The following is a 17,348-nucleotide window of genomic DNA, read 5'->3' as shown; positions in this document are numbered from 1 at the left end:
CAGACCATCCAGCAGCGCCTTGGCATCCGGCTCATACAGGTAGTCCCAGCTTCCGGGACGTTTGTGTTCCTCATGATGCGATTCCGCCCCCATGTCCGGGGACAGGGGCAACAGCTGACGGACCACCGGCTGTTGGGTCATGGTGTTGATGAACTCGTTATACACCACGAACAGCCGATCCAATCGGCCCTCGTCATAGGCATCCAGCATGACCTTGACGCTACCGATCAGCCCTTCGACCTCGGGCGATTCGCCCAGGCCGCTCTTCGCCGCCACCAGGTTGCCCCCATAGCTTTTGAAGAAGCCGCTGGCCTTCTTGCCCAGGGCGCAGAAGTCGAGCTCCGCCCCCTCGTCGCGCCACGCCTTGGCATCCCTTAGCACGGCCTTGAACAGGTTGACGTTCAGGCCACCGCACAGGCCGCGATCGGTGGAGACCACGATATAGCCCACCCGCTTGACCTCGCGATCGATCATGTAATCGTGCTTGTACTCGGGGTTGGCGTCGGCGATATGGCTCACGACGTTGCGGATCTGGCGGGCATAAGGCTGGCCGGCCTTCATCAGATCTTGTGCCTTACGCATCTTCGACGCAGCGACCATTTCCATGGCGCTGGTGATCTTCTGCGTGTTCTTGATGCTCCCGATCTGGGTGCGTATCTCTTTTGCAGCTGCCATAGCGATCTACTCCGTTCGTGGCCCTCAGAAAGCTCCTGGGCCCGCCCCTAAGGCGGGACGGGCCAGCGGGATTACCAGCTCTGAGTGGCCTTGAACTTCTCGAGACCCGCTTTCAGCCCTTGCTGGATCTCGTCGCTGTAGTCGCCGGTCTCGTTGATCTTGTCGAGCAGCTCGGCATGCTCGGACTTCATGTAGTCGTGCAGGGCACGCTCGAAGTCCAGCACCTTGCTCACGTCGACATCATCCAGATGGCCCTCGTTGGCGGCATACAGCGACACGCCCATCTCGGCCACGGAGAGCGGCGAGTACTGCTTCTGCTTCATCAGCTCGGTGACGCGCTGACCATGCTCCAGCTGCTTGCGGGTGGACTCGTCCAGATCGGAGGCAAACTGGGAGAAGGCCGCCAGTTCGCGGTACTGGGCGAGGGCCAGGCGCACGCCGCCGCCGAGCTTCTTGATGATCTTGGTCTGGGCCGAGCCGCCCACACGGGAGACCGACAGACCGGCGTTGATGGCCGGACGGATGCCCGAGTTGAACAGGTCGGTCTCGAGGAAGATCTGGCCGTCGGTGATGGAGATCACGTTGGTCGGCACGAAGGCGGAGACGTCGCCGCCCTGGGTCTCGATGATCGGCAGCGCGGTCAGCGAGCCGGTCTTGCCCTTCACCTCGCCGCCCGTGAACTTCTCGACGTACTCCACGTTGACCCGTGCCGCGCGCTCCAGCAGGCGGGAGTGCAGGTAGAAGACGTCACCCGGGTAGGCTTCACGGCCCGGCGGACGACGCAGCAGCAGGGAGACCTGACGGTAGGCCCAAGCCTGCTTGGTGAGGTCGTCGTAGACGATCAGGGCGTCTTCGCCGCGGTCGCGGAAGTACTCGCCCATAGTGCAGCCGGCGTAGGGGGCCAGGAACTGCATCGGGGCCGGGTCGGCGGCGCCGGCGGCGACCACGATGGTGTGCTCCATGGCGCCATGCTCTTCGAGCTTGCGCACCACGTTGGCGATGGTGGACTGCTTCTGGCCAATGGCGACGTACACACAGGTGACGCCCTTGCCCTTCTGGTTGATGATCGCATCGATGGCGATGGCCGACTTGCCGATCTGGCGATCGCCGATGATCAGCTCACGCTGGCCGCGGCCGATCGGCACCATGGCGTCGATGGACTTGAAGCCGGTCTGGATCGGCTGGTCGACCGACTGACGGGTGATGACGCCCGGGGCGACCTTTTCCACCGCGTCGGTGAGCTGGGCGTTGATGTCGCCCTTGCCGTCGATCGGGTTGCCCAGGGCATCCACCACGCGGCCCTTCAGCTCGGGGCCCACCGGCACCTCGAGGATGCGACCGGTACAGCTGGCGGTCATGCCCTCTTCCAGCTGCAGGTAGTCGCCCAGCACCACGGCGCCCACGGAGTCACGCTCCAGGTTGAGCACCATGCCAAAGATGCTGCCGGGGAATTCGATCATCTCACCGAACATCGCGTCCTCGAGCCCGTGGATCTTCACGATGCCGTCGGAAACGCTGACGATGGTGCCCTGGTTACGGGCTTCGGATGCGACGTCAAGCTTCTCGATACGCTGCTTGATGATGTCGCTGATCTCGGAAGGATTCAGTTGCTGCATGCCATGTCCCTCAGACTCAGGCGGTAAGGGCTTCGGCGAGGCGGTTCAGTCGACCGCGCACCGACCCGTCGATGACGGTGTCGCCGGCGCGCAGGATCACGCCCCCGATAAGCCCGGGATCCACCTGAGTGGTAATGGAGATTTCGCGATTGAGGCGCTTCTTGAGCGCACCGGCGAGCTTCTGCTGCTGCTTGGCGTCGAGCTTGAAGGCCGAGACCACGGTCACGTCGATGCGCTGCTCGTGGTCGGCACGCAGCTGCTCGAACTGCCCGGCGATGGCGGCCAGCGTCGGCAGACGACGCTGGTCGGCCAGCTCATCGAGGTAGCGACGCTCGGCGTCGCCCACCTTGATGTCGGCCACCTCGACCAGTAGCGCCACCTTCTTCTCGGCGGTGAGCTTCGGACTGGCAACGAGCGCCTGGACGTCCCGGCTGGCCATGACCTGGCCCAGGGTGCCCAGCATCTCGGACCAGGCGTCCAGCGCCTGGTGATCGCGTGCGTACTCGAACGCCGCCTTGGCATAGGGCCGCGCGACGGTAGACTGTTCCGCCATGGATCACCTCCTCACAGTTCGGCGGCAAGCTTGTCGAGCAGCTTGCGGTGTGCCTTCTCGTCGATGGAGGCTTCCAGGACCCGCTCGGCACCGGTGACCGCAAGACGCGATACCTGGGCGCGAAGCTCTTCCTTGGCGCGATGGATTTCCTGCTCGATCTCGGAGCGGGCGCTGGCAACCAGGCGCTCGCCTTCGGCGCGGGCCTGCTCGCGAGCCTCCTCGATCATCTGAGAGGCACGCTTGTTGGCCTGTTCGAGGATCTGGGAGGACTGCTCCTTGCTCTCGCGCAGGGTCTGGGCGGCCTGCTCCTGGGCGAGCTCGAGGTCACGAGAGGCACGGCTTGCCGCGTCGAGGCCGTCGGCGATCTTCTTCTGGCGCGCGTGGAGCGCGGAACTGATCGGCGGCCACACGTACTTTATGCAGAACCAGACAAAGATCGCGAAGGCGATCGTCTGCCCGATCAGCGTCATGTTGATATTCACAGGACTGTACCTCTGACAGGTTCGTGGCGACCGGAAACAAGCAAACCGAGCGCGGGGCGCTCGGTGCTGTCGTTAACCGGCGACGACGAAGATCAGGTACATCGCGATACCAACGCCGATCATCGGCACGGCGTCGAGCAGACCGGCCATGATGAAGGTACGGGTCTGCAGCTGGTCACCCAGCTCCGGCTGGCGAGCGGTGGACTCGAGCAGCTTGCCACCCAGCAGGGCGAAGCCGAGACCGGTAGCCAGGGCGCTGACGCTGATGATGATGGCAGCAGCAAGGTAGACGATTTCCATGGTAATACTCCTGATAGTTTGAATAACAAGGGTTTAGGGGTTGGTTTGGTGAAGCGTTGCTCGGTTCTCAGTGGTGCTCGTGTGCGGCGCTCAGGTACACGATGGACAGCGTCGTGAAGATGAAGGCCTGCAGCGATACCACCAGGATGTGGAAGATCGCCCACGGCACGTCCAGCACCCAGATGGCCCAGAACGGCAGCAGGGCAATCAGGATGAAGATCACCTCGCCGGCAAACATGTTGCCGAAGAGACGCAGGCCCAGGCTGATCGGCTTGACGATGAGGCCGACCACCTCGAGGACCAGGTTGAAGGGAATCAGCGACCAGTGGTTGAACGGCGTCAGCGAGAGCTCCTTGGCGAAGCCGCCCACGCCCTTGACCTTGCAGCTGTAGTAGACGATCAGGCAGAACACGCCGAAGGCCATGCCCAGGGTGGCATTGACGTCGGTGGTCGGCACGATCTTCATGTATTCAAAGCCCAGGCGACCGAACATCTCGGGGAAGTAGTCGACCGGCAGGATCTTGAGGCTGTTCATCAGCAGGATCCAGATGAACAGCGTCAGCGCCAGGGGCGCGATATGCGGATTCTTGCCGTGGAAGGTGGAGCGGGTGAGGTTCTCGATAAACTCGATGACCATCTCGACACCGTTCTGCAGCCCGCCGGGAACCCCGGTCGTGGCCATCTGGCCGGCCTTGCGGAACAGCCAGAGGAACAGCACGCCCATGGCGATCGACCAGCCCATGGTATCCAGATGGATGGCCCAGAAGCCCATCTCGGTGGCCTCGGCGGACGTACTGGCCAGTGACCAGCCGTTCTGAGGGTGGTAGCCGAAGGTCAGGTTCTGGAGGTGGTGCTGTATGTAATAAATGGCCGATATTTCGTTATCTGCTGCCATACGCTGCTTACCTCAGGTTCGGGGGGTCGACCGCTCACGCATCAGCCAGGGTGTCAGCCAGTGCATGAGTTGAGCCGCCACATATGCGCCAAAGAATAAAGCCGGGTTTGAGGGGGGCACTGTGACGAACACCATCACGAACAGCACCACCGTCAAACCGAACTTGCCCATCGCCGCCTGGTAGAGATTGAGTACGTTGACCCGCACTCGCTTGCCGCCGCGACTGCGCAACCCCCGCCACACGAAGTAGAGCGATGGCAGCAGGCTGACCAGGCCACCCAGCAGGGCCGATACCGCGCCGGGAGCTCCCGCGCGCCAGAGTCCCAGCAGGGCCACCAGCAAGACCGCCAGGCCCTGGGCCAGGAACAGCCGCGTGAAATCCAGTTGTCGGCGCGTCGCCTTGGCGGTGGCTCTGTGCATCCTGTCGACATCCTGGCCCCTGACTCCGGGGGCCGCCTTCACCGCTGCTGCCACACCAGTCATTCAGGCAAACACCGGCGGATTATAGGGAAGGGCTATCACGGCTTCAACCGACGCCCTGTCGAATTTCCCGCTCCAATGCACTTCTTGCGACCAAAGATGCAGGAATTGTCGACAGCCCGGAGCAACGGGGGTGCCTACCGTTTAGCGAATGTGCTCGAGGATACCGTCGAGCTCGTCGAGACTGGTGTAGCGGATGGTCAGCCGCCCCTTCCCGCCGCGGCCGTGCTGGATCGTCACCGGGGCCCCGAGCAGCTCGCCGAGGCGGGTCTCCAGGCGCGTCACGTCGGGGCTTGCCGGTGGCTTCTCGGCCGGCTTCGGCTCCCCGCTCAGCAGTCGCTTCACCAGTGCCTCTGTATCGCGCACTGTGAGGTCCTTGTTGACCACCTCGTGGGCCGCCCGGCGCTGCTTCGCCCCGGAGAGCGCCAGCAGGGCGCGGGCGTGGCCCATGTCCAGGTCACCGCGCTCCAGCAAGGTCTGCACCTCGGGATCCAGGGCCAGCAACCGTAGCAGGTTGGCCACTTGGGCGCGGGATCTGCCCACGGCATCGGCCACCTGCTGCTGGGTCAGCGCGAATTCCTCCAGCAGGCGCTTCAGGGCCAGCGCCTCCTCCACCGGATTGAGATTCTCGCGCTGGATGTTTTCGATCAGCGCCAAGGCCAGGGCCACCTCGTCGCTGACCTCGCGGATCACCGCCGGAATGGTGTCCAGCTCGGCCAGCAGGGCAGCCCGCCAGCGACGCTCGCCGGCGATGATCTCGTAGCGCTGCTCGTCGATGGGCCTCACCACGATGGGCTGCATCACGCCCTGGGCGCGAATCGAATCGGCCAGCTCCTCGAGGGCCTCGGGCTGGATGTCGCGACGCGGCTGGTACTTGCCGCGGGTCAGCTGGCTCAGCGGCAGGCGCTCGAGACGATCGCCGGCATCCGGGGCCTGGGCCAACGGCGTCTCCTCTTCCCCCTCGATATCGACCTCGGGCAGGTCCAGGCTCTCGCGGCGACGGGCGCCTGCCCCGATCAGGGCATCCAGTCCACGTCCCAGGGCGCGTTTACGCGTCATCGACAGTCCCTCATCTACAGCAGTTACGGCTTGGGTGCGACAGGCATCGTCACAGCGACAGCCGACGGATCAGTTCCTTGGCCAGTACCCGATGGGCCTGGCTGCCCCGCGAGAAGCGGGCATACTTGGTCACCGGCAGGCCGTGACTCGGCGCCTCGGCTACCCGCACGTTGCGCGGAATGGTGGCCTTGAGCAGGGTGTCACCGAAGTAGTCGCGCAGCTGCTTGGTAACATCCCGTGTGAGGCTGTTGCGGGCGTCGAACATGGTGCGCAGGATGCCATAGACCTCAAGCTCCGGGTTCACGCTGTCCTTGATCTGCTCGACGGTATCGAGCAGCGCCGAGAGCCCTTCCAGGGCATAGAACTCGCATTGCAGGGGGATCAGCACGCCGTTGGCGGCGGTCAAGCCGTTGACGGTGAGCATGTTGAGCGACGGCGGACAGTCGATCAGTACCACGTCATACTCGCCGGACACGTCACCCAGAGCCCGATCCAGGCAGCGCTCGCGGCCGGCCTCGCGGTCGAGCAGGGCCACCTCGGCGGCGGTGAGGTCGCCGTTGCCCGGAAGCAGCGCGTAACCCGCCACAGGGCAGTCGAGGATCACCTCGGTGGCGCCGCGATCCCCGAGCAGCACGTCCAGCACGCTGCCGTCCAGCTCGTACTTGTCGATGCCACTGCCCATGGTGGCATGGCCTTGGGGATCGAGGTCTACCAGCAGCACGCGACGGTCGAGGGCCGCCAGGCTGGCGGCGAGGTTGACCGCAGTGGTGGTCTTGCCGACGCCACCCTTCTGGTTGGTCAAGGCGATGATCTTGGTCACGGGCAACTCCCTTGCTGGGAAACTCGGGTTGTCATGGGCACGGGGCATCGTCTACCCGCTCGAGGACCACCAGCAGCCGACTGCCGACCTCGAAGGGGACCTCCAGGGCGTGCCGGGCGACCGGGACCACGCCTGAGGTCACGCCGTCCAGTTCCTCCGCCACCGCCGGGCCCTTCATGGCCAGCCACTGTCCATCGGGCGCCACCAGCGGCAGGGTCAGGGCGACGAAGTCGCCGAGGCTGGCGAAGGCCCGCGAGATCACCTGGTCGAACTGCCCGTCGAAGGCCTCAACCCGGGCCTGCACCGGGGTGACGTTGGTCAGGCCCAGCTCCATCACCGCCTGGCGCTGGAAGCGTACCTTCTTGCCGTTGCTGTCGAGAAGGCTGACGGCGAGCTCCGGCCGAAGAATCGCCAGCACCAGCCCGGGAAAGCCGGGGCCGGCCCCCACGTCGAGTAGGGAGGGTCCCTTCACGAAGGGCAGCACGGCGGCACTGTCGAGCAGGTGGCGGGCCACCATCTCCTCGGGCGAGCGTACCGCGGTGAGGTTATAGGCGCGGTTCCACTTGTGCAACAGGGCGACCAGGCCCAGCAGGCGTTGCCGCTGCTCGGCGTCCACGGCGATCCCCAGGCGTTCTAGTCCCTGGTCGAGGCGTGCCTCGACCGCCGGATCCACTCCCGTCATGCGCGGGCCGCCCTGTGCTCATCGAGCAGGCGGCGCTTCTTGAGGTGGATCAGCAGGAGCGAAACCGCCGCCGGCGTCACCCCGGAGATTCGTGAGGCCTGGGCCAGGGTCGCGGGACGCGCCTCGGCCAGCTTCTGGCGAATCTCGTGGGAGAGCCCCTCGACCCGGGCATAGTCAAGATCCGCTGGCAGCGGCGTGGCCTCATGGCGCTTGAGCTTGTCGATCTCCTCCTGCTGGCGGTCGATATAGCCCTGGTACTTGGCCTGGATCTGCACCTGCTCGGCGACTCTCTCGTCGCTCACCGCCACCCCCGGGAGGCCGGGCAGCTCAGCCAGGTCGGCGTAGCCGAGCTCCGGGCGCTTGAGCAAGTCCATCAGACTGTACTCCCGGGAAAGCGCCTTGCCGGTCTTCTCGGCCACCTCCGCGGCGGCCGCGCTGCCGGGCTGCACCCAACTGGTCATGAGTCGCACACGCTCGGCCTCGATCGCCTCGCGCTTCGCGCTGAAGGCAGCCCAGCGGCGCTCGTTCACCAGGCCGAGCTCGCGGCCGGCCTCGGTCAGGCGCAGGTCGGCGTTGTCCTCGCGCAGCAGCAGGCGGTACTCGGCCCGGGAGGTGAACATGCGGTAGGGCTCCTTGGTACCCAGGGTGATCAGGTCGTCCACCAGCACCCCGAGATAGGCCTCGTCGCGGCGCGGCCACCACGCCTCCAGCCCCTTGGCCCGGCGAGCGGCGTTGAGCCCGGCCAGCAGGCCCTGGGCGCCGGCCTCCTCGTAACCGGTAGTGCCGTTGATCTGCCCGGCGAAGAAGAGGTTGTGGATAAATTTCGTCTCCAGCGAGTGCCTGAGGTCTCGCGGATCAAAGAAATCGTACTCGATGGCGTAACCGGGCCGGGTGATATGGGCGTTCTCGAGCCCCTTGATCGATCGCACCACCTCAAGTTGCACGTCGAAGGGCAGCGAGGTGGAGATACCGTTGGGGTAGAGCTCATGGGTATCCAGGCCCTCGGGCTCGATGAACACCTGGTGGCTCGACTTGTCGGCGAAGCGGTGCACCTTGTCCTCGATGGAGGGGCAGTAGCGGGGTCCCACCCCCTCGATCACTCCGGAGTACATGGGCGAGCGGTCAAGGTTGGCGAAGATGATCTCGTGGGTGCGCGCATTGGTATGGGCGATATGGCAGCTGACCTGACGAGGGTGCTGCTGGCGGTGGCCCAGGAAGGACATCACTGGCGTCGGCGTATCGCCGGGCTGCTCCTCGAGCTGCGAGAAATCGAGGCTGCGCGCATCCAGCCGCGGCGGCGTGCCGGTCTTGAGGCGGTCGACCCGGAACGGCAGGGCCCTCAGGCGCTCGGCGAGCCGGTTGGAAGGCGGGTCGCCGGCGCGCCCGCCGCGGCTCTGCTCGAGGCCGATATGGATCACCCCACCGAGGAAGGTGCCGGTGCACAGCACCACGCACTCGGCATGAAAACGGATACCGATCTCGGTGACCACGCCACGCACGGTGTCGCCCTCGACGATCAGATCGCCGGCGGCCTGCTGGAAGAGGGTCAGGTTGGGCTGGTTCTCCAGCAGGCCGCGGATCGCCGCCTTGTAGCGTACCCGATCCGCCTGGGCCCGGGTGGCCCGAACCGCGGGTCCTTTACGCGCATTGAGCACGCGGAACTGGATACCGCCGAAGTCGGTGGCCAGGGCCATGGCGCCACCAAGCGCATCGATCTCCTTGACCAGATGGCTCTTGCCGATCCCGCCGATGGCGGGATTGCAGGACATCTGGCCCAGGGTCTCGATGTTGTGGGTCAACAGCAGGGTCTGACAGCCCATGCGGGCGGAGGCCAGAGCGGCTTCGGTTCCCGCATGGCCACCGCCGATGACGATGACGTCAAAGCGGTCGGGGTAATCCAAGGTGCACCTCATTGGCGCCGGGGCGCCGTCATTCCTTCAAGGGGGTGAAATCAGCCCGCCAGTATAAACACCTTGTGGGTAATCGTCAGGGTTTTCCACACCGTCCCACCTCTCAAGGAATCTACCTTCCTTCCTAACAGTAATAATCAGTATATAAAGAGAGAAGTTCTGCTGTGGTTGTAACTGCTGGTGTGGAAAAATCTCGTGGATAAGTGATTTTCTCTATTATATATCAATAACTTGTACTGTTGACTACTGGCGGGACAAGCGGATGACCGCCTGCGTACAGCCAGTCTGCAGCCTGTGGATGGTGTGGCGACTTGCCCACAGCGGCAGCGTTACACGCCTTGTCCACCGCTGGCTACCGGGCTTGTGCACGCGCCTGTGAACAACCACGAGACTTATCCCGAACCCCAGGCCTGACCGCCGGTTAGCGCTGTTTCGCCACTCTCGCCTCGCACTTTTGTCCACAGGCAAAAAAACGGCCCCGTCGCTGCCGACAGGGCCGTCCTGGTATCGGTGAAGCCGGGATCAGTGCTTGAGGACCCGGGCCAGGAAGCTGCGGGTGCGCTCATCGGCGGGGCGATCGAAGATCTGCTGTGGTGGTGCCTGCTCGGCGATCTCGCCCTTGTGGATGTAGATCACCCGGTCGGCGACCTCGCGGGCGAACCCCATTTCATGGGTGACGATGATCATGGTCATGCCTTCGTGGGCCAGCTCGCGCATGGCGTCGAGCACCTCGCCGATCATCTCCGGGTCCAGCGCCGAGGTGGGCTCGTCGAACAGCATCAGGCGTGGCTCCATGGCCAGGGCACGGGCCAGGGCCACGCGCTGCTGCTGGCCGCCGGAGAGCTGGCTGGGGTACTTGGCGGCCTGGTCGCTGATGCCGACCCGTGCCAGCAGCCGCTCGGCGGTCTCCACGGCGTCGGCGCGGCTCCAGCCGCGCACCTTCATGGGCGCCAGGATCACGTTGTCCAACACGCTGAGGTGGGGAAAGAGGTTGAACTGCTGGAACACCATCCCGACCTCGGTGCGGATGCGCTGCAGGGCGCGGCCGCTCTTGCCGTCGGGCAGCAGCTCGTTGCCATCCACCTCGATATGGCCCGCCTGGAACTGCTCCAGGCCGTTGATGCAGCGGATCAGCGTCGACTTGCCGGAGCCACTGGCGCCGATGATCACCACCACCTCGCCGGGCGTGACCTCGAGGTCGATGTCCTGGAGCACATGTAGGCTGCCGAAGTGCTTGTTGACCTTCTCCATGCGTACGATGGGAGCGGTCGTGGTCGCGTTCTGTGTCATGCGTTGGCTCCCCTTGTTCATTGTTGCCCCCTTCACTGGCCGACCAGGCCGCGGCGCTCGAGCTGGCGCAGCAGCAGCGACAGGGTCCAGGTGATGGCGAGATACATCATGGCCACCATGAAGTAGACCTCCAGGGCGGTGAAGGTGGTGGCGATGTAGATCTGGCCCTGGCGGACCAGCTCGCCCACGCCGATCACCGAGAACAGCGAGGTGTCCTTGATGCTGATGATGCCCTGGTTGCCCAGCGGCGGGATCATGCGCCGGAAGGCCTGGGGCCAGATCACGTAGCGGAAGGCCTGGGTGCGGGAGAGGCCCAGCGACAGCGCCGCCTCGCGCTGGCCGCGCTCGATGGACTGCACGCCGCCGCGTACCACCTCCGAGATGTAGGCGCCGGAATTGACCGCGATGGCGGCGATACCGGCGGTGAGGGCGTTGATGGGGCCGCCGAGCAGCTGGGGCAGGCCGTAGAAGATGAACAGCACCTGGACCAGGATGGGGGTGCCGCGAAACACCTCGATGTAGAGGATCGCCGGCAGACGCAGCAGACGCGACGGACTGATGCGCATCAGCCCGAAGACGATGCCGATGATGAAACCGATGGCCAGCCCGCCGAAGGAGATCAGTAGGGTCCAGGGAATGCCGGGCAGCAGGTGGGGGATGGAGCGGAACGCCGCCGCCCAGTCGAATTGAAAGGTCACGTCCATGGGCGTTTCTCCGCGATGGCGGGCATCGAGGCGGGGCCGGGCGGTCACACCGCCCGGCCCCGCTGGTCAGCTCGTCGTCTCGTCAAGGTGAGGATTCGGGGCGCGCTGAGGCTCAGTCGTCCGAGGGCGCCTCGCCGAACCACTTCTCGTAGATCTCGGCGTAGGTGCCGTCCTCGCGCATCTCGGCCAGGGCCTCGTTGACCGGCTCGACCCACTGGCTGCCCTTGTGGAAGACGATGCCGTACTGCTGGCCTTCGTAGAGCGGCCCGACCACCTTGGTGCGGCCCTCGCCGCGGGTCTGGGCGAAGTAGTTGACGTTGGGCGCATCGTAGAAGGCGGCGTCGACGTTGCGGCCGAGCAGCGCCATGTACATGTCGCTGTTGCCCGGATAGGGCACGATGTTGGCGCTATTCCCCAGCTGTTCCTGGAGGAAGTCGTAGCTGGTGGAGCCGATGCGGGTGGCGATGGACAGGCCCTCGAGATCCTCGATGGCCTCGACGCTGTCGTTGTCGGCGCGCACGATGATCTGCAGGCCGGAGTCGTAGTAGGGGTCCGAGAAGTCGACGATCTGGGCGCGCTCCTCGGTGATGGTCACCCCGGCGATGGCGATCTCCTGGCTGCCGGTCTGCACGGCCGGAATGATGCCGGCGAACTCCATGGTGGTCAGGTTGACCTCGAAGCCGGCGCGCTCGGCGACCTCGTTGATGATATCCATGTCGAAGCCGATCATCTCGCCGGTCTCGGGATCCATCATCTCGAAGGGCACGAAGCTGGGGTCGGTCACCACATTGACGCGAGGCGTATCGGCCAGCGCCGAACCGGCCAGGCCGAGGCCCAGCGCCAGGGTGGCGGCCAGTGCGGATTGCTTCAGGAAGGGTGAAGCGCAAGTTGATCTTGTCATGAGATTCCCCGTTATTGAGGCTTTTCTGATGGGTCTCGCCTCTTCAACCTTGGCGAGAATCCCAGAGAGCGTCAAGTTCGGGGGACAACGCTGCGATGACACCCTGCCGCGATCACACCATGAAGGAGGCGCCGCAGCCACAGGTGGTGGTGGCGTTGGGGTTCTGGACCAGGAAGCGGGCGCCGGCGAGACCCTCCTCGAAGTCCACGGTGGAGCCCACCAGGTACTGGTAGGAGAGCGGGTCGACCACCAGGGCGACGTCGCCGAAGGCGATGACGGTGTCGTCCTCGGTGACCTCCTCGGCGAAGTCGAAGCCGTACTGGAAGCCCGAGCAGCCGCCGCCGGTGACGTAGACCCGCAGCTTGAGCTGGCTGTTGCCCTCTTCCTCGATCAGCGACTTCAGCCGCTGGCGAGCGCTGTCGGAGAGCATCAGGGGCGTGGGAACAAAGGATTCGGCACCGCTCATGGTGAGCTCCCTGAAGGGAAATGGAGAATTCGACCGGCCATTATCCCCAATCCCCAGCAAATTGGTCAACTTTTGCTGGGGGAGTGGGGTCAGGGCATCAGCGCCGGGGCGGCGAGGCCGGCGTTCTCGGCGAAGCCGAACATCAGGTTGAGATTATGCACCGCCTGGCCGGAGGCCCCCTTGACCAGGTTGTCGATCACCGCGAGCACCACCACGGTATCGCCGTTGCCCGGGCGGTGCACGGCGATGCGGCAGAGGTTGGCACCCTTGACGCTGCGGGTCTCCGGGTGGCTGCCGGCGGGCATGACATCGACGAAGGGCTCGCCTTCGAAGCGCTTCTCGAAGAGCGCCTGCAGGTCCCCCGGCTCGCCGGTGAGACGCCCGTAGAGGGTGGCATGGATGCCGCGGATCATCGGCGTCAGGTGGGGCACGAAGGTGAGCCCCACCGGGACGCCGGCGGCATCGGTCAGGCCCTGGCGGATCTCCGGCAGGTGGCGGTGGCCGGGGGCGCCGTAGGCCTTCATCGACTCGCTGGCCTCGGCCAGCAGCGAGGGCACCTTGGCGCCGCGGCCAGCGCCGGTGACCCCGGACTTGCAGTCGGCGATGACGTGGTCGGCGTCGATCAGCCCCGCCTCGAGCAGCGGCAGCAGGCCGAGCTGCACGGCGGTCGGGTAGCAGCCGGGCACGGCGATCAGTCGCGCCTGGCGGATCCTGTCACGATTGACCTCGGGCAGGCCATAGACCGCCTCGTCCAGCAGCGCCGGGGCACCGTGGGGCTGGCCGTACCACTCGGCCCACTCCTCGGCGTCGCGCAGGCGGAAGTCTGCGGAGAGGTCGATGACCCGGGTGCCGCGCTCGAGCAGCTCGCCGGCCAGGGCGTGGGCTACACCGTGGGGCGTGGCGAAGAAGACGGCGTCGCAGGCGCCGAGGCGCTCGGCATCCGGCTCACTGAAGGCCAGGTCGTCATAGTGGCCGCGCAGGTTGGGGTACAGCTCGGCGACCCCCAGGCCCGCCTCGGAGCGGGAGGTGATGGCCTCTACCTTGACCTCGGGATGCTGGGCCAGCAGCCTGAGCAGTTCGACCCCGGTATATCCGGTGCCGCCGACGATTCCGACCTTGATCACGTTGCACTCCTTCCGCTTGGCCTGGGGCTGGGCTCGGTTGTGACGACTATGATACACAAGAAGGCAGGGGCCGACCCAGCCGGCTCCGTCACTGGCAGAACAGGAATTTCGCCGTGCCGCGTTTCACACTGCCGGACCTCAGCCTGGAGGGCTTTCGCCAGCGCCTGGCCAGCGTCGATGCCCTGCCCCAGCTCTGCGTGCTGGGGGTGGTGTCGGGGCTGATCACCGGCGGCTTCATGGTCGGCTTCCGGCTGCTGATCGATCTCGGCGCCCTGGCCTTCATGCCCGGCGGCGACCCGGAGGCCTTCGAAGGGCTCTCGCCGCTGGTGCGCTCGGCTTTGCCGATCCTCGCCGTGATCCTGGTGGGCGTCTTCCTGTGGCGCCAGCCGGAGAGGGCCCGCAAGATGGGCGTCGCCCACGTGATGGAGCGGCTCACCTACCACCAGGGGCGCTTCCCCCTGCGCAACTGGCTCAACCAGTGGTGGGTCGGCGTGGTCACGGTGCTCGGCGGGCTCTCCGCGGGTCGCGAGGGGCCGGCGATCCACCTGGGCGCCGCCGCCTCCAGCGGCCTCGGCCAGCAGCTGCGCCTGCCCCACAACAGCCTGCGGGTGCTGGTGGCCTGTGGCACCGCCGCGGGTATCTCCGCCTCCTTCAATACGCCCATTGCCGGGGTCATCTTCGCCATGGAAGTGGTGATGATGGAGTACACCATTGCCGGCTTCATGCCGGTGATCCTTGCCTCCACCATGGGGGCGGTGGTGGCCCAACTGGTCTATGGCCCCGAGCCCGCCTTCCAGGTGCCCTCGGTGACCCTCGGCACGCTGATGAACCTGCCGTGGATCGTGGTGACGGCGCTGGTCATCGGACTCCTGGCCGGGCTCTTCATCCACGTGGCGAGAAGCGACTGGATCAAGGGAGTGCCGGTATGGCTGCGCCTCTCGCTGGTGGCCGTGGCCACGGCCACGGTGGCCTGGTGGTATCCCGAGGTGCAGGGCATCGGCTACGACAGCCTGGCTGCCTCCCTGACCGGCGACCTGACGGTGGACGTGCTGCTGGCGCTGGTGGTGGCCAAGCTGCTGTTGACGGCGATCACCGTAGCCAGCGGCATCCCCATCGGCATCATCGGGCCGGTGCTGGTGGTCGGCGCCGCCGCGGGGGCCCTGATGGGGCTCTTCGGGGCCTGGATCTGGCCTGAACGGGGGGCCGAGCCGGGGCTCTACGCCATGTTGGGCATGGCGGCGATGATGGGAGCGGTGCTGCAGGCGCCCCTGGCCGCGCTGATGGCGCTGCTGGAACTGACCCACAATCCCAATATCCTCCTGCCCGGCATGCTGGCGGTGGTGGTCTCGGGACTGACCTCCCGGCAGCTGTGCCGCTGCGACGGGTTCTTCATCAGTGCGACCCGCCACGGCCTGCACCCATTGCAGCAGCCGCTGATGCAGGCACTCTCACGGGTGTCGGTGCCGGCGGTGATGGAGCGAAGCCTGGAGTGCGCGCCCCGGATGATGACCCGGGAGCGCGCCCGGATGCTGCTGACCCGCAACCCGATCTGGGTCCTGATCGAGCGCTCCAGCGACGACAAGCCGGTGCTGGCATTGAAGGCCGCCGACCTGGCGCGCTGGCTGATGGAGGCCGAGTCGGAGCCGCGGGAGGATGATGGGGGCGGTGAGGGGGAAGAAGCGGAGCTCATCGACCTGATGGAGATTCCCGGCCTGCGCCTGGAACTGGCGCCCATCCATCTGCAGGCGACGCTCTCCGAGGCCTTCGAGCGGCTCAATGACCAGTCGGTGGATGCGCTCTATGTGGAGCACGGCAACCGCCCGAAAAGGAAGCGGATTTCGGGTATCATCACGCGGGGGGCCATCGAACGCTACTATCGTCTCGGCGACTGACCGTCCCGTGGATCAGCCATCTCGGCAGCCCGCCTCCCCACCGGGTGGCTGCACCGCCTGCCCTCCCCCATCCGCCGTCTTGGAGCCCTTATGTACCTGTGGATCAAGGCCCTGCACCTGATCGCCATGGTGACCTGGTTCGCCGCCCTCTTCTATCTACCGCGCCTCTATGTCTACCACGCCATGGCGCGGGACCGTGGCGAGCAGCAGGCCATCGACCACTTCCAGGTGATGGAGCGCAAGCTCTATCGCGGCATCATGACGCCTTCGATGATCGCGGTGCTGGTGTTCGGTGGCTGGCTACTCTACCTGATGCCCTTCTGGCTGACCCAGGGCTGGCTGCACGCCAAGCTGCTGCTGGTGGCGCTGCTGGTGGCCTACCACCATGTCTGCCTGATCTACCTCAAGCAGCTGCGCGATGGGCGCTGCACCAAGAGCCATGTGTTCTTCCGCTGGTTCAATGAGCTGCCGGTGATCGCCCTGCTGGTGATCATCGTCCTTGCCGTGCTGAAGCCCTTCTGATGGCCGAGACGACACCTATCGCGCCGCACCTGCCGGTGGTGCTGGTGCTGGCAGGCCACGACCCCACCGGCGGCGCCGGGTTGATCGCCGACGCCGAGGCGGTCGCCGCCTGTGGCGGCTGGGCGCTGACCATCCCCACCGCACTGACGGTGCAGAATTGCCGCGACGTCCAGGCGGTTGTTCCCGGCGACCCCGACACCATGCGCGCCGCCGCCGCGGCGCTGGACGGCTTCGAGGTCGCGGCCATCAAGGTGGGCCTGGTGGCCGACCTGCCCAGCCTGGATGCGGTGACCGATATCATCCGGCGCTTTCCCGGCGTGCCGCTGGTGGTCGACCCGGTGCTCAGGGCCGGCGGCGGCCGGGAGTTATCCACAGCTGAGCTGGTGGACGCCTTCCGCGAGCGCCTGCTGCCCCTGGTGGATATCCTGACGCCCAACCGCGACGAGCTGTCACGCCTGTCGCGGTCGCCCGGGGAGGATACCGAGCGGGCGGTGGAGCTGATGACGCTGGGCTGTCAGGCGGTACTGGTCACCGGGACCGATTCGCCGGCCGCCGGTACCCCCGGGGATCGGGTGGCGCATACTCTGCACACACCCGACCAGAGTCGCCAGTGGAGCTGGCCCCGGCTGGCGGGGCGCTACCACGGCTCCGGCTGTACCCTGGCGGCGGCCCTGGCGGCGCGACTGGCGGCCGGGGAGTCGCTGATGAGTGCCTGCGAGCAGGCCCAGGCCTTCACCTGGCAGGCGCTGGCCCACGCCTGGCAGCCGAGTCCCGAGGGCCAGAGCCTGCCGCGTCGGCTATGGCGCCTGCCCGTGACATCGGTCAAGGTGCCCGACCCGTCCGGGCAGGGAAGCTGAGGCAGCGCTGGCCATCGGCGGGCCAAGCACTGAGAATGGAGAGCAGGAGAGCGGGCCCCGAGGGGCGACGACGCGCGAACTTTCCGCGCTATTCACCGCTGGTGAAGGGCTTATCCAGAG

General features: G+C 66.0%; 19 protein-coding genes. 3 read left to right on the top strand and 16 right to left on the bottom strand.

Annotation, left to right across the window (positions count from 1 at the left end; all coding sequences use genetic code 11):
• The 16 genes from atpG to argC all read right to left on the bottom strand — a co-directional run.
• A partial coding sequence (gene atpG / locus J5F18_RS01400) for an ATP synthase F1 subunit gamma (RefSeq protein ID WP_346300582.1) occupies window positions 1-675 on the bottom strand: 675 nt, incomplete at its 3' end.
• A gap of 71 nt (window positions 676-746) precedes the next feature.
• Entirely contained in the window at window positions 747-2,291 is a 1,545-nt protein-coding gene (gene atpA / locus J5F18_RS01395) for a F0F1 ATP synthase subunit alpha (RefSeq protein WP_346300581.1), read from the bottom strand.
• A gap of 16 nt (window positions 2,292-2,307) precedes the next feature.
• Window positions 2,308-2,844, bottom strand: a complete 537-nt coding sequence (locus J5F18_RS01390) for a F0F1 ATP synthase subunit delta (protein WP_346300580.1) — start codon at window positions 2,842-2,844, stop codon at window positions 2,308-2,310.
• Window positions 2,845-2,855: 11 nt separating this feature from the next.
• Complete coding sequence (locus tag J5F18_RS01385) at window positions 2,856-3,326, bottom strand: F0F1 ATP synthase subunit B (RefSeq protein ID WP_346300579.1); 471 nt, start codon at window positions 3,324-3,326, stop codon at window positions 2,856-2,858.
• 72 nt (window positions 3,327-3,398) lie between these two features.
• Window positions 3,399-3,626, bottom strand: a complete 228-nt coding sequence (atpE, locus tag J5F18_RS01380; RefSeq protein ID WP_346300578.1) for a F0F1 ATP synthase subunit C — start codon at window positions 3,624-3,626, stop codon at window positions 3,399-3,401.
• Window positions 3,627-3,693: 67 nt separating this feature from the next.
• A complete protein-coding gene (gene atpB / locus J5F18_RS01375; RefSeq protein ID WP_346300577.1) occupies window positions 3,694-4,521 on the bottom strand; it encodes a F0F1 ATP synthase subunit A in 828 nt (275 codons plus the stop codon).
• A 12-nt stretch (window positions 4,522-4,533) separates the two neighbouring features.
• Window positions 4,534-4,941 carry an ATP synthase subunit I gene (locus tag J5F18_RS01370; RefSeq protein WP_346300576.1) on the bottom strand — a complete coding sequence of 136 codons (408 nt, stop codon included), beginning with the start codon at window positions 4,939-4,941 and terminating at the stop codon, window positions 4,534-4,536.
• A 204-nt stretch (window positions 4,942-5,145) separates the two neighbouring features.
• Entirely contained in the window at window positions 5,146-6,060 is a 915-nt protein-coding gene (locus J5F18_RS01365) for a ParB/RepB/Spo0J family partition protein (protein ID WP_346300575.1), read from the bottom strand.
• 49 nt (window positions 6,061-6,109) lie between these two features.
• On the bottom strand, window positions 6,110-6,880 hold the full coding sequence (locus J5F18_RS01360) for a ParA family protein (protein WP_346300574.1): 771 nt from the start codon (window positions 6,878-6,880) through the stop codon (window positions 6,110-6,112).
• 31 nt (window positions 6,881-6,911) lie between these two features.
• Window positions 6,912-7,562 carry a 16S rRNA (guanine(527)-N(7))-methyltransferase RsmG gene (rsmG, locus tag J5F18_RS01355; protein WP_346300573.1) on the bottom strand — a complete coding sequence of 217 codons (651 nt, stop codon included), beginning with the start codon at window positions 7,560-7,562 and terminating at the stop codon, window positions 6,912-6,914.
• Window positions 7,559-9,463 (bottom strand): tRNA uridine-5-carboxymethylaminomethyl(34) synthesis enzyme MnmG, encoded by a 1,905-nt coding sequence (mnmG, locus tag J5F18_RS01350; protein ID WP_346300572.1) that lies wholly within the window; start codon window positions 9,461-9,463, stop codon window positions 7,559-7,561. The genes rsmG and mnmG overlap by 4 nt, the downstream gene beginning before the upstream one ends.
• Window positions 9,464-9,994: 531 nt before the next feature.
• Window positions 9,995-10,762: an amino acid ABC transporter ATP-binding protein gene (locus J5F18_RS01345; protein ID WP_346300571.1), complete on the bottom strand. Its 768-nt coding sequence runs from the start codon at window positions 10,760-10,762 to the stop codon at window positions 9,995-9,997.
• Window positions 10,763-10,794: 32 nt separating this feature from the next.
• Window positions 10,795-11,466, bottom strand: a complete 672-nt coding sequence (locus tag J5F18_RS01340) for an amino acid ABC transporter permease (RefSeq protein ID WP_346300570.1) — start codon at window positions 11,464-11,466, stop codon at window positions 10,795-10,797.
• 112 nt (window positions 11,467-11,578) lie between these two features.
• Window positions 11,579-12,367, bottom strand: a complete 789-nt coding sequence (locus J5F18_RS01335; RefSeq protein WP_346300569.1) for a transporter substrate-binding domain-containing protein — start codon at window positions 12,365-12,367, stop codon at window positions 11,579-11,581.
• Window positions 12,368-12,479: 112 nt separating this feature from the next.
• Window positions 12,480-12,833: an iron-sulfur cluster insertion protein ErpA gene (gene erpA / locus J5F18_RS01330; protein ID WP_346300568.1), complete on the bottom strand. Its 354-nt coding sequence runs from the start codon at window positions 12,831-12,833 to the stop codon at window positions 12,480-12,482.
• Between the two features lie 89 nt (window positions 12,834-12,922).
• A complete protein-coding gene (argC, locus tag J5F18_RS01325; protein WP_346300567.1) occupies window positions 12,923-13,957 on the bottom strand; it encodes an N-acetyl-gamma-glutamyl-phosphate reductase in 1,035 nt (344 codons plus the stop codon).
• A gap of 113 nt (window positions 13,958-14,070) precedes the next feature.
• Between argC and J5F18_RS01320 the strand changes: the two genes are divergently transcribed.
• The 3 genes from J5F18_RS01320 to J5F18_RS01310 all read left to right on the top strand — a co-directional run bounded on the left by J5F18_RS01320 (window position 14,071) and on the right by J5F18_RS01310 (window position 17,228).
• The gene (locus J5F18_RS01320; RefSeq protein ID WP_346300566.1) at window positions 14,071-15,849 is read left to right on the top strand and encodes a chloride channel protein; all 1,779 of its coding nucleotides are present in this window, start codon (window positions 14,071-14,073) and stop codon (window positions 15,847-15,849) included.
• Window positions 15,850-15,939: 90 nt separating this feature from the next.
• Complete coding sequence (gene hemJ, locus J5F18_RS01315; RefSeq protein WP_346300565.1) at window positions 15,940-16,371, top strand: protoporphyrinogen oxidase HemJ; 432 nt, start codon at window positions 15,940-15,942, stop codon at window positions 16,369-16,371.
• The gene (locus J5F18_RS01310) at window positions 16,371-17,228 is read left to right on the top strand and encodes a hydroxymethylpyrimidine/phosphomethylpyrimidine kinase (RefSeq protein ID WP_346300564.1); all 858 of its coding nucleotides are present in this window, start codon (window positions 16,371-16,373) and stop codon (window positions 17,226-17,228) included. Before hemJ ends, J5F18_RS01310 begins: the two co-directional genes overlap by 1 nt.
• Window positions 17,229-17,348 lie beyond the last annotated feature (120 nt).

Source organism: Halomonas sp. BM-2019, assembly GCF_017584085.1.
The sequence above is the reverse complement of the archived record's forward strand: the minus strand, read 5'-3'. Positions and strand labels throughout refer to the sequence as shown.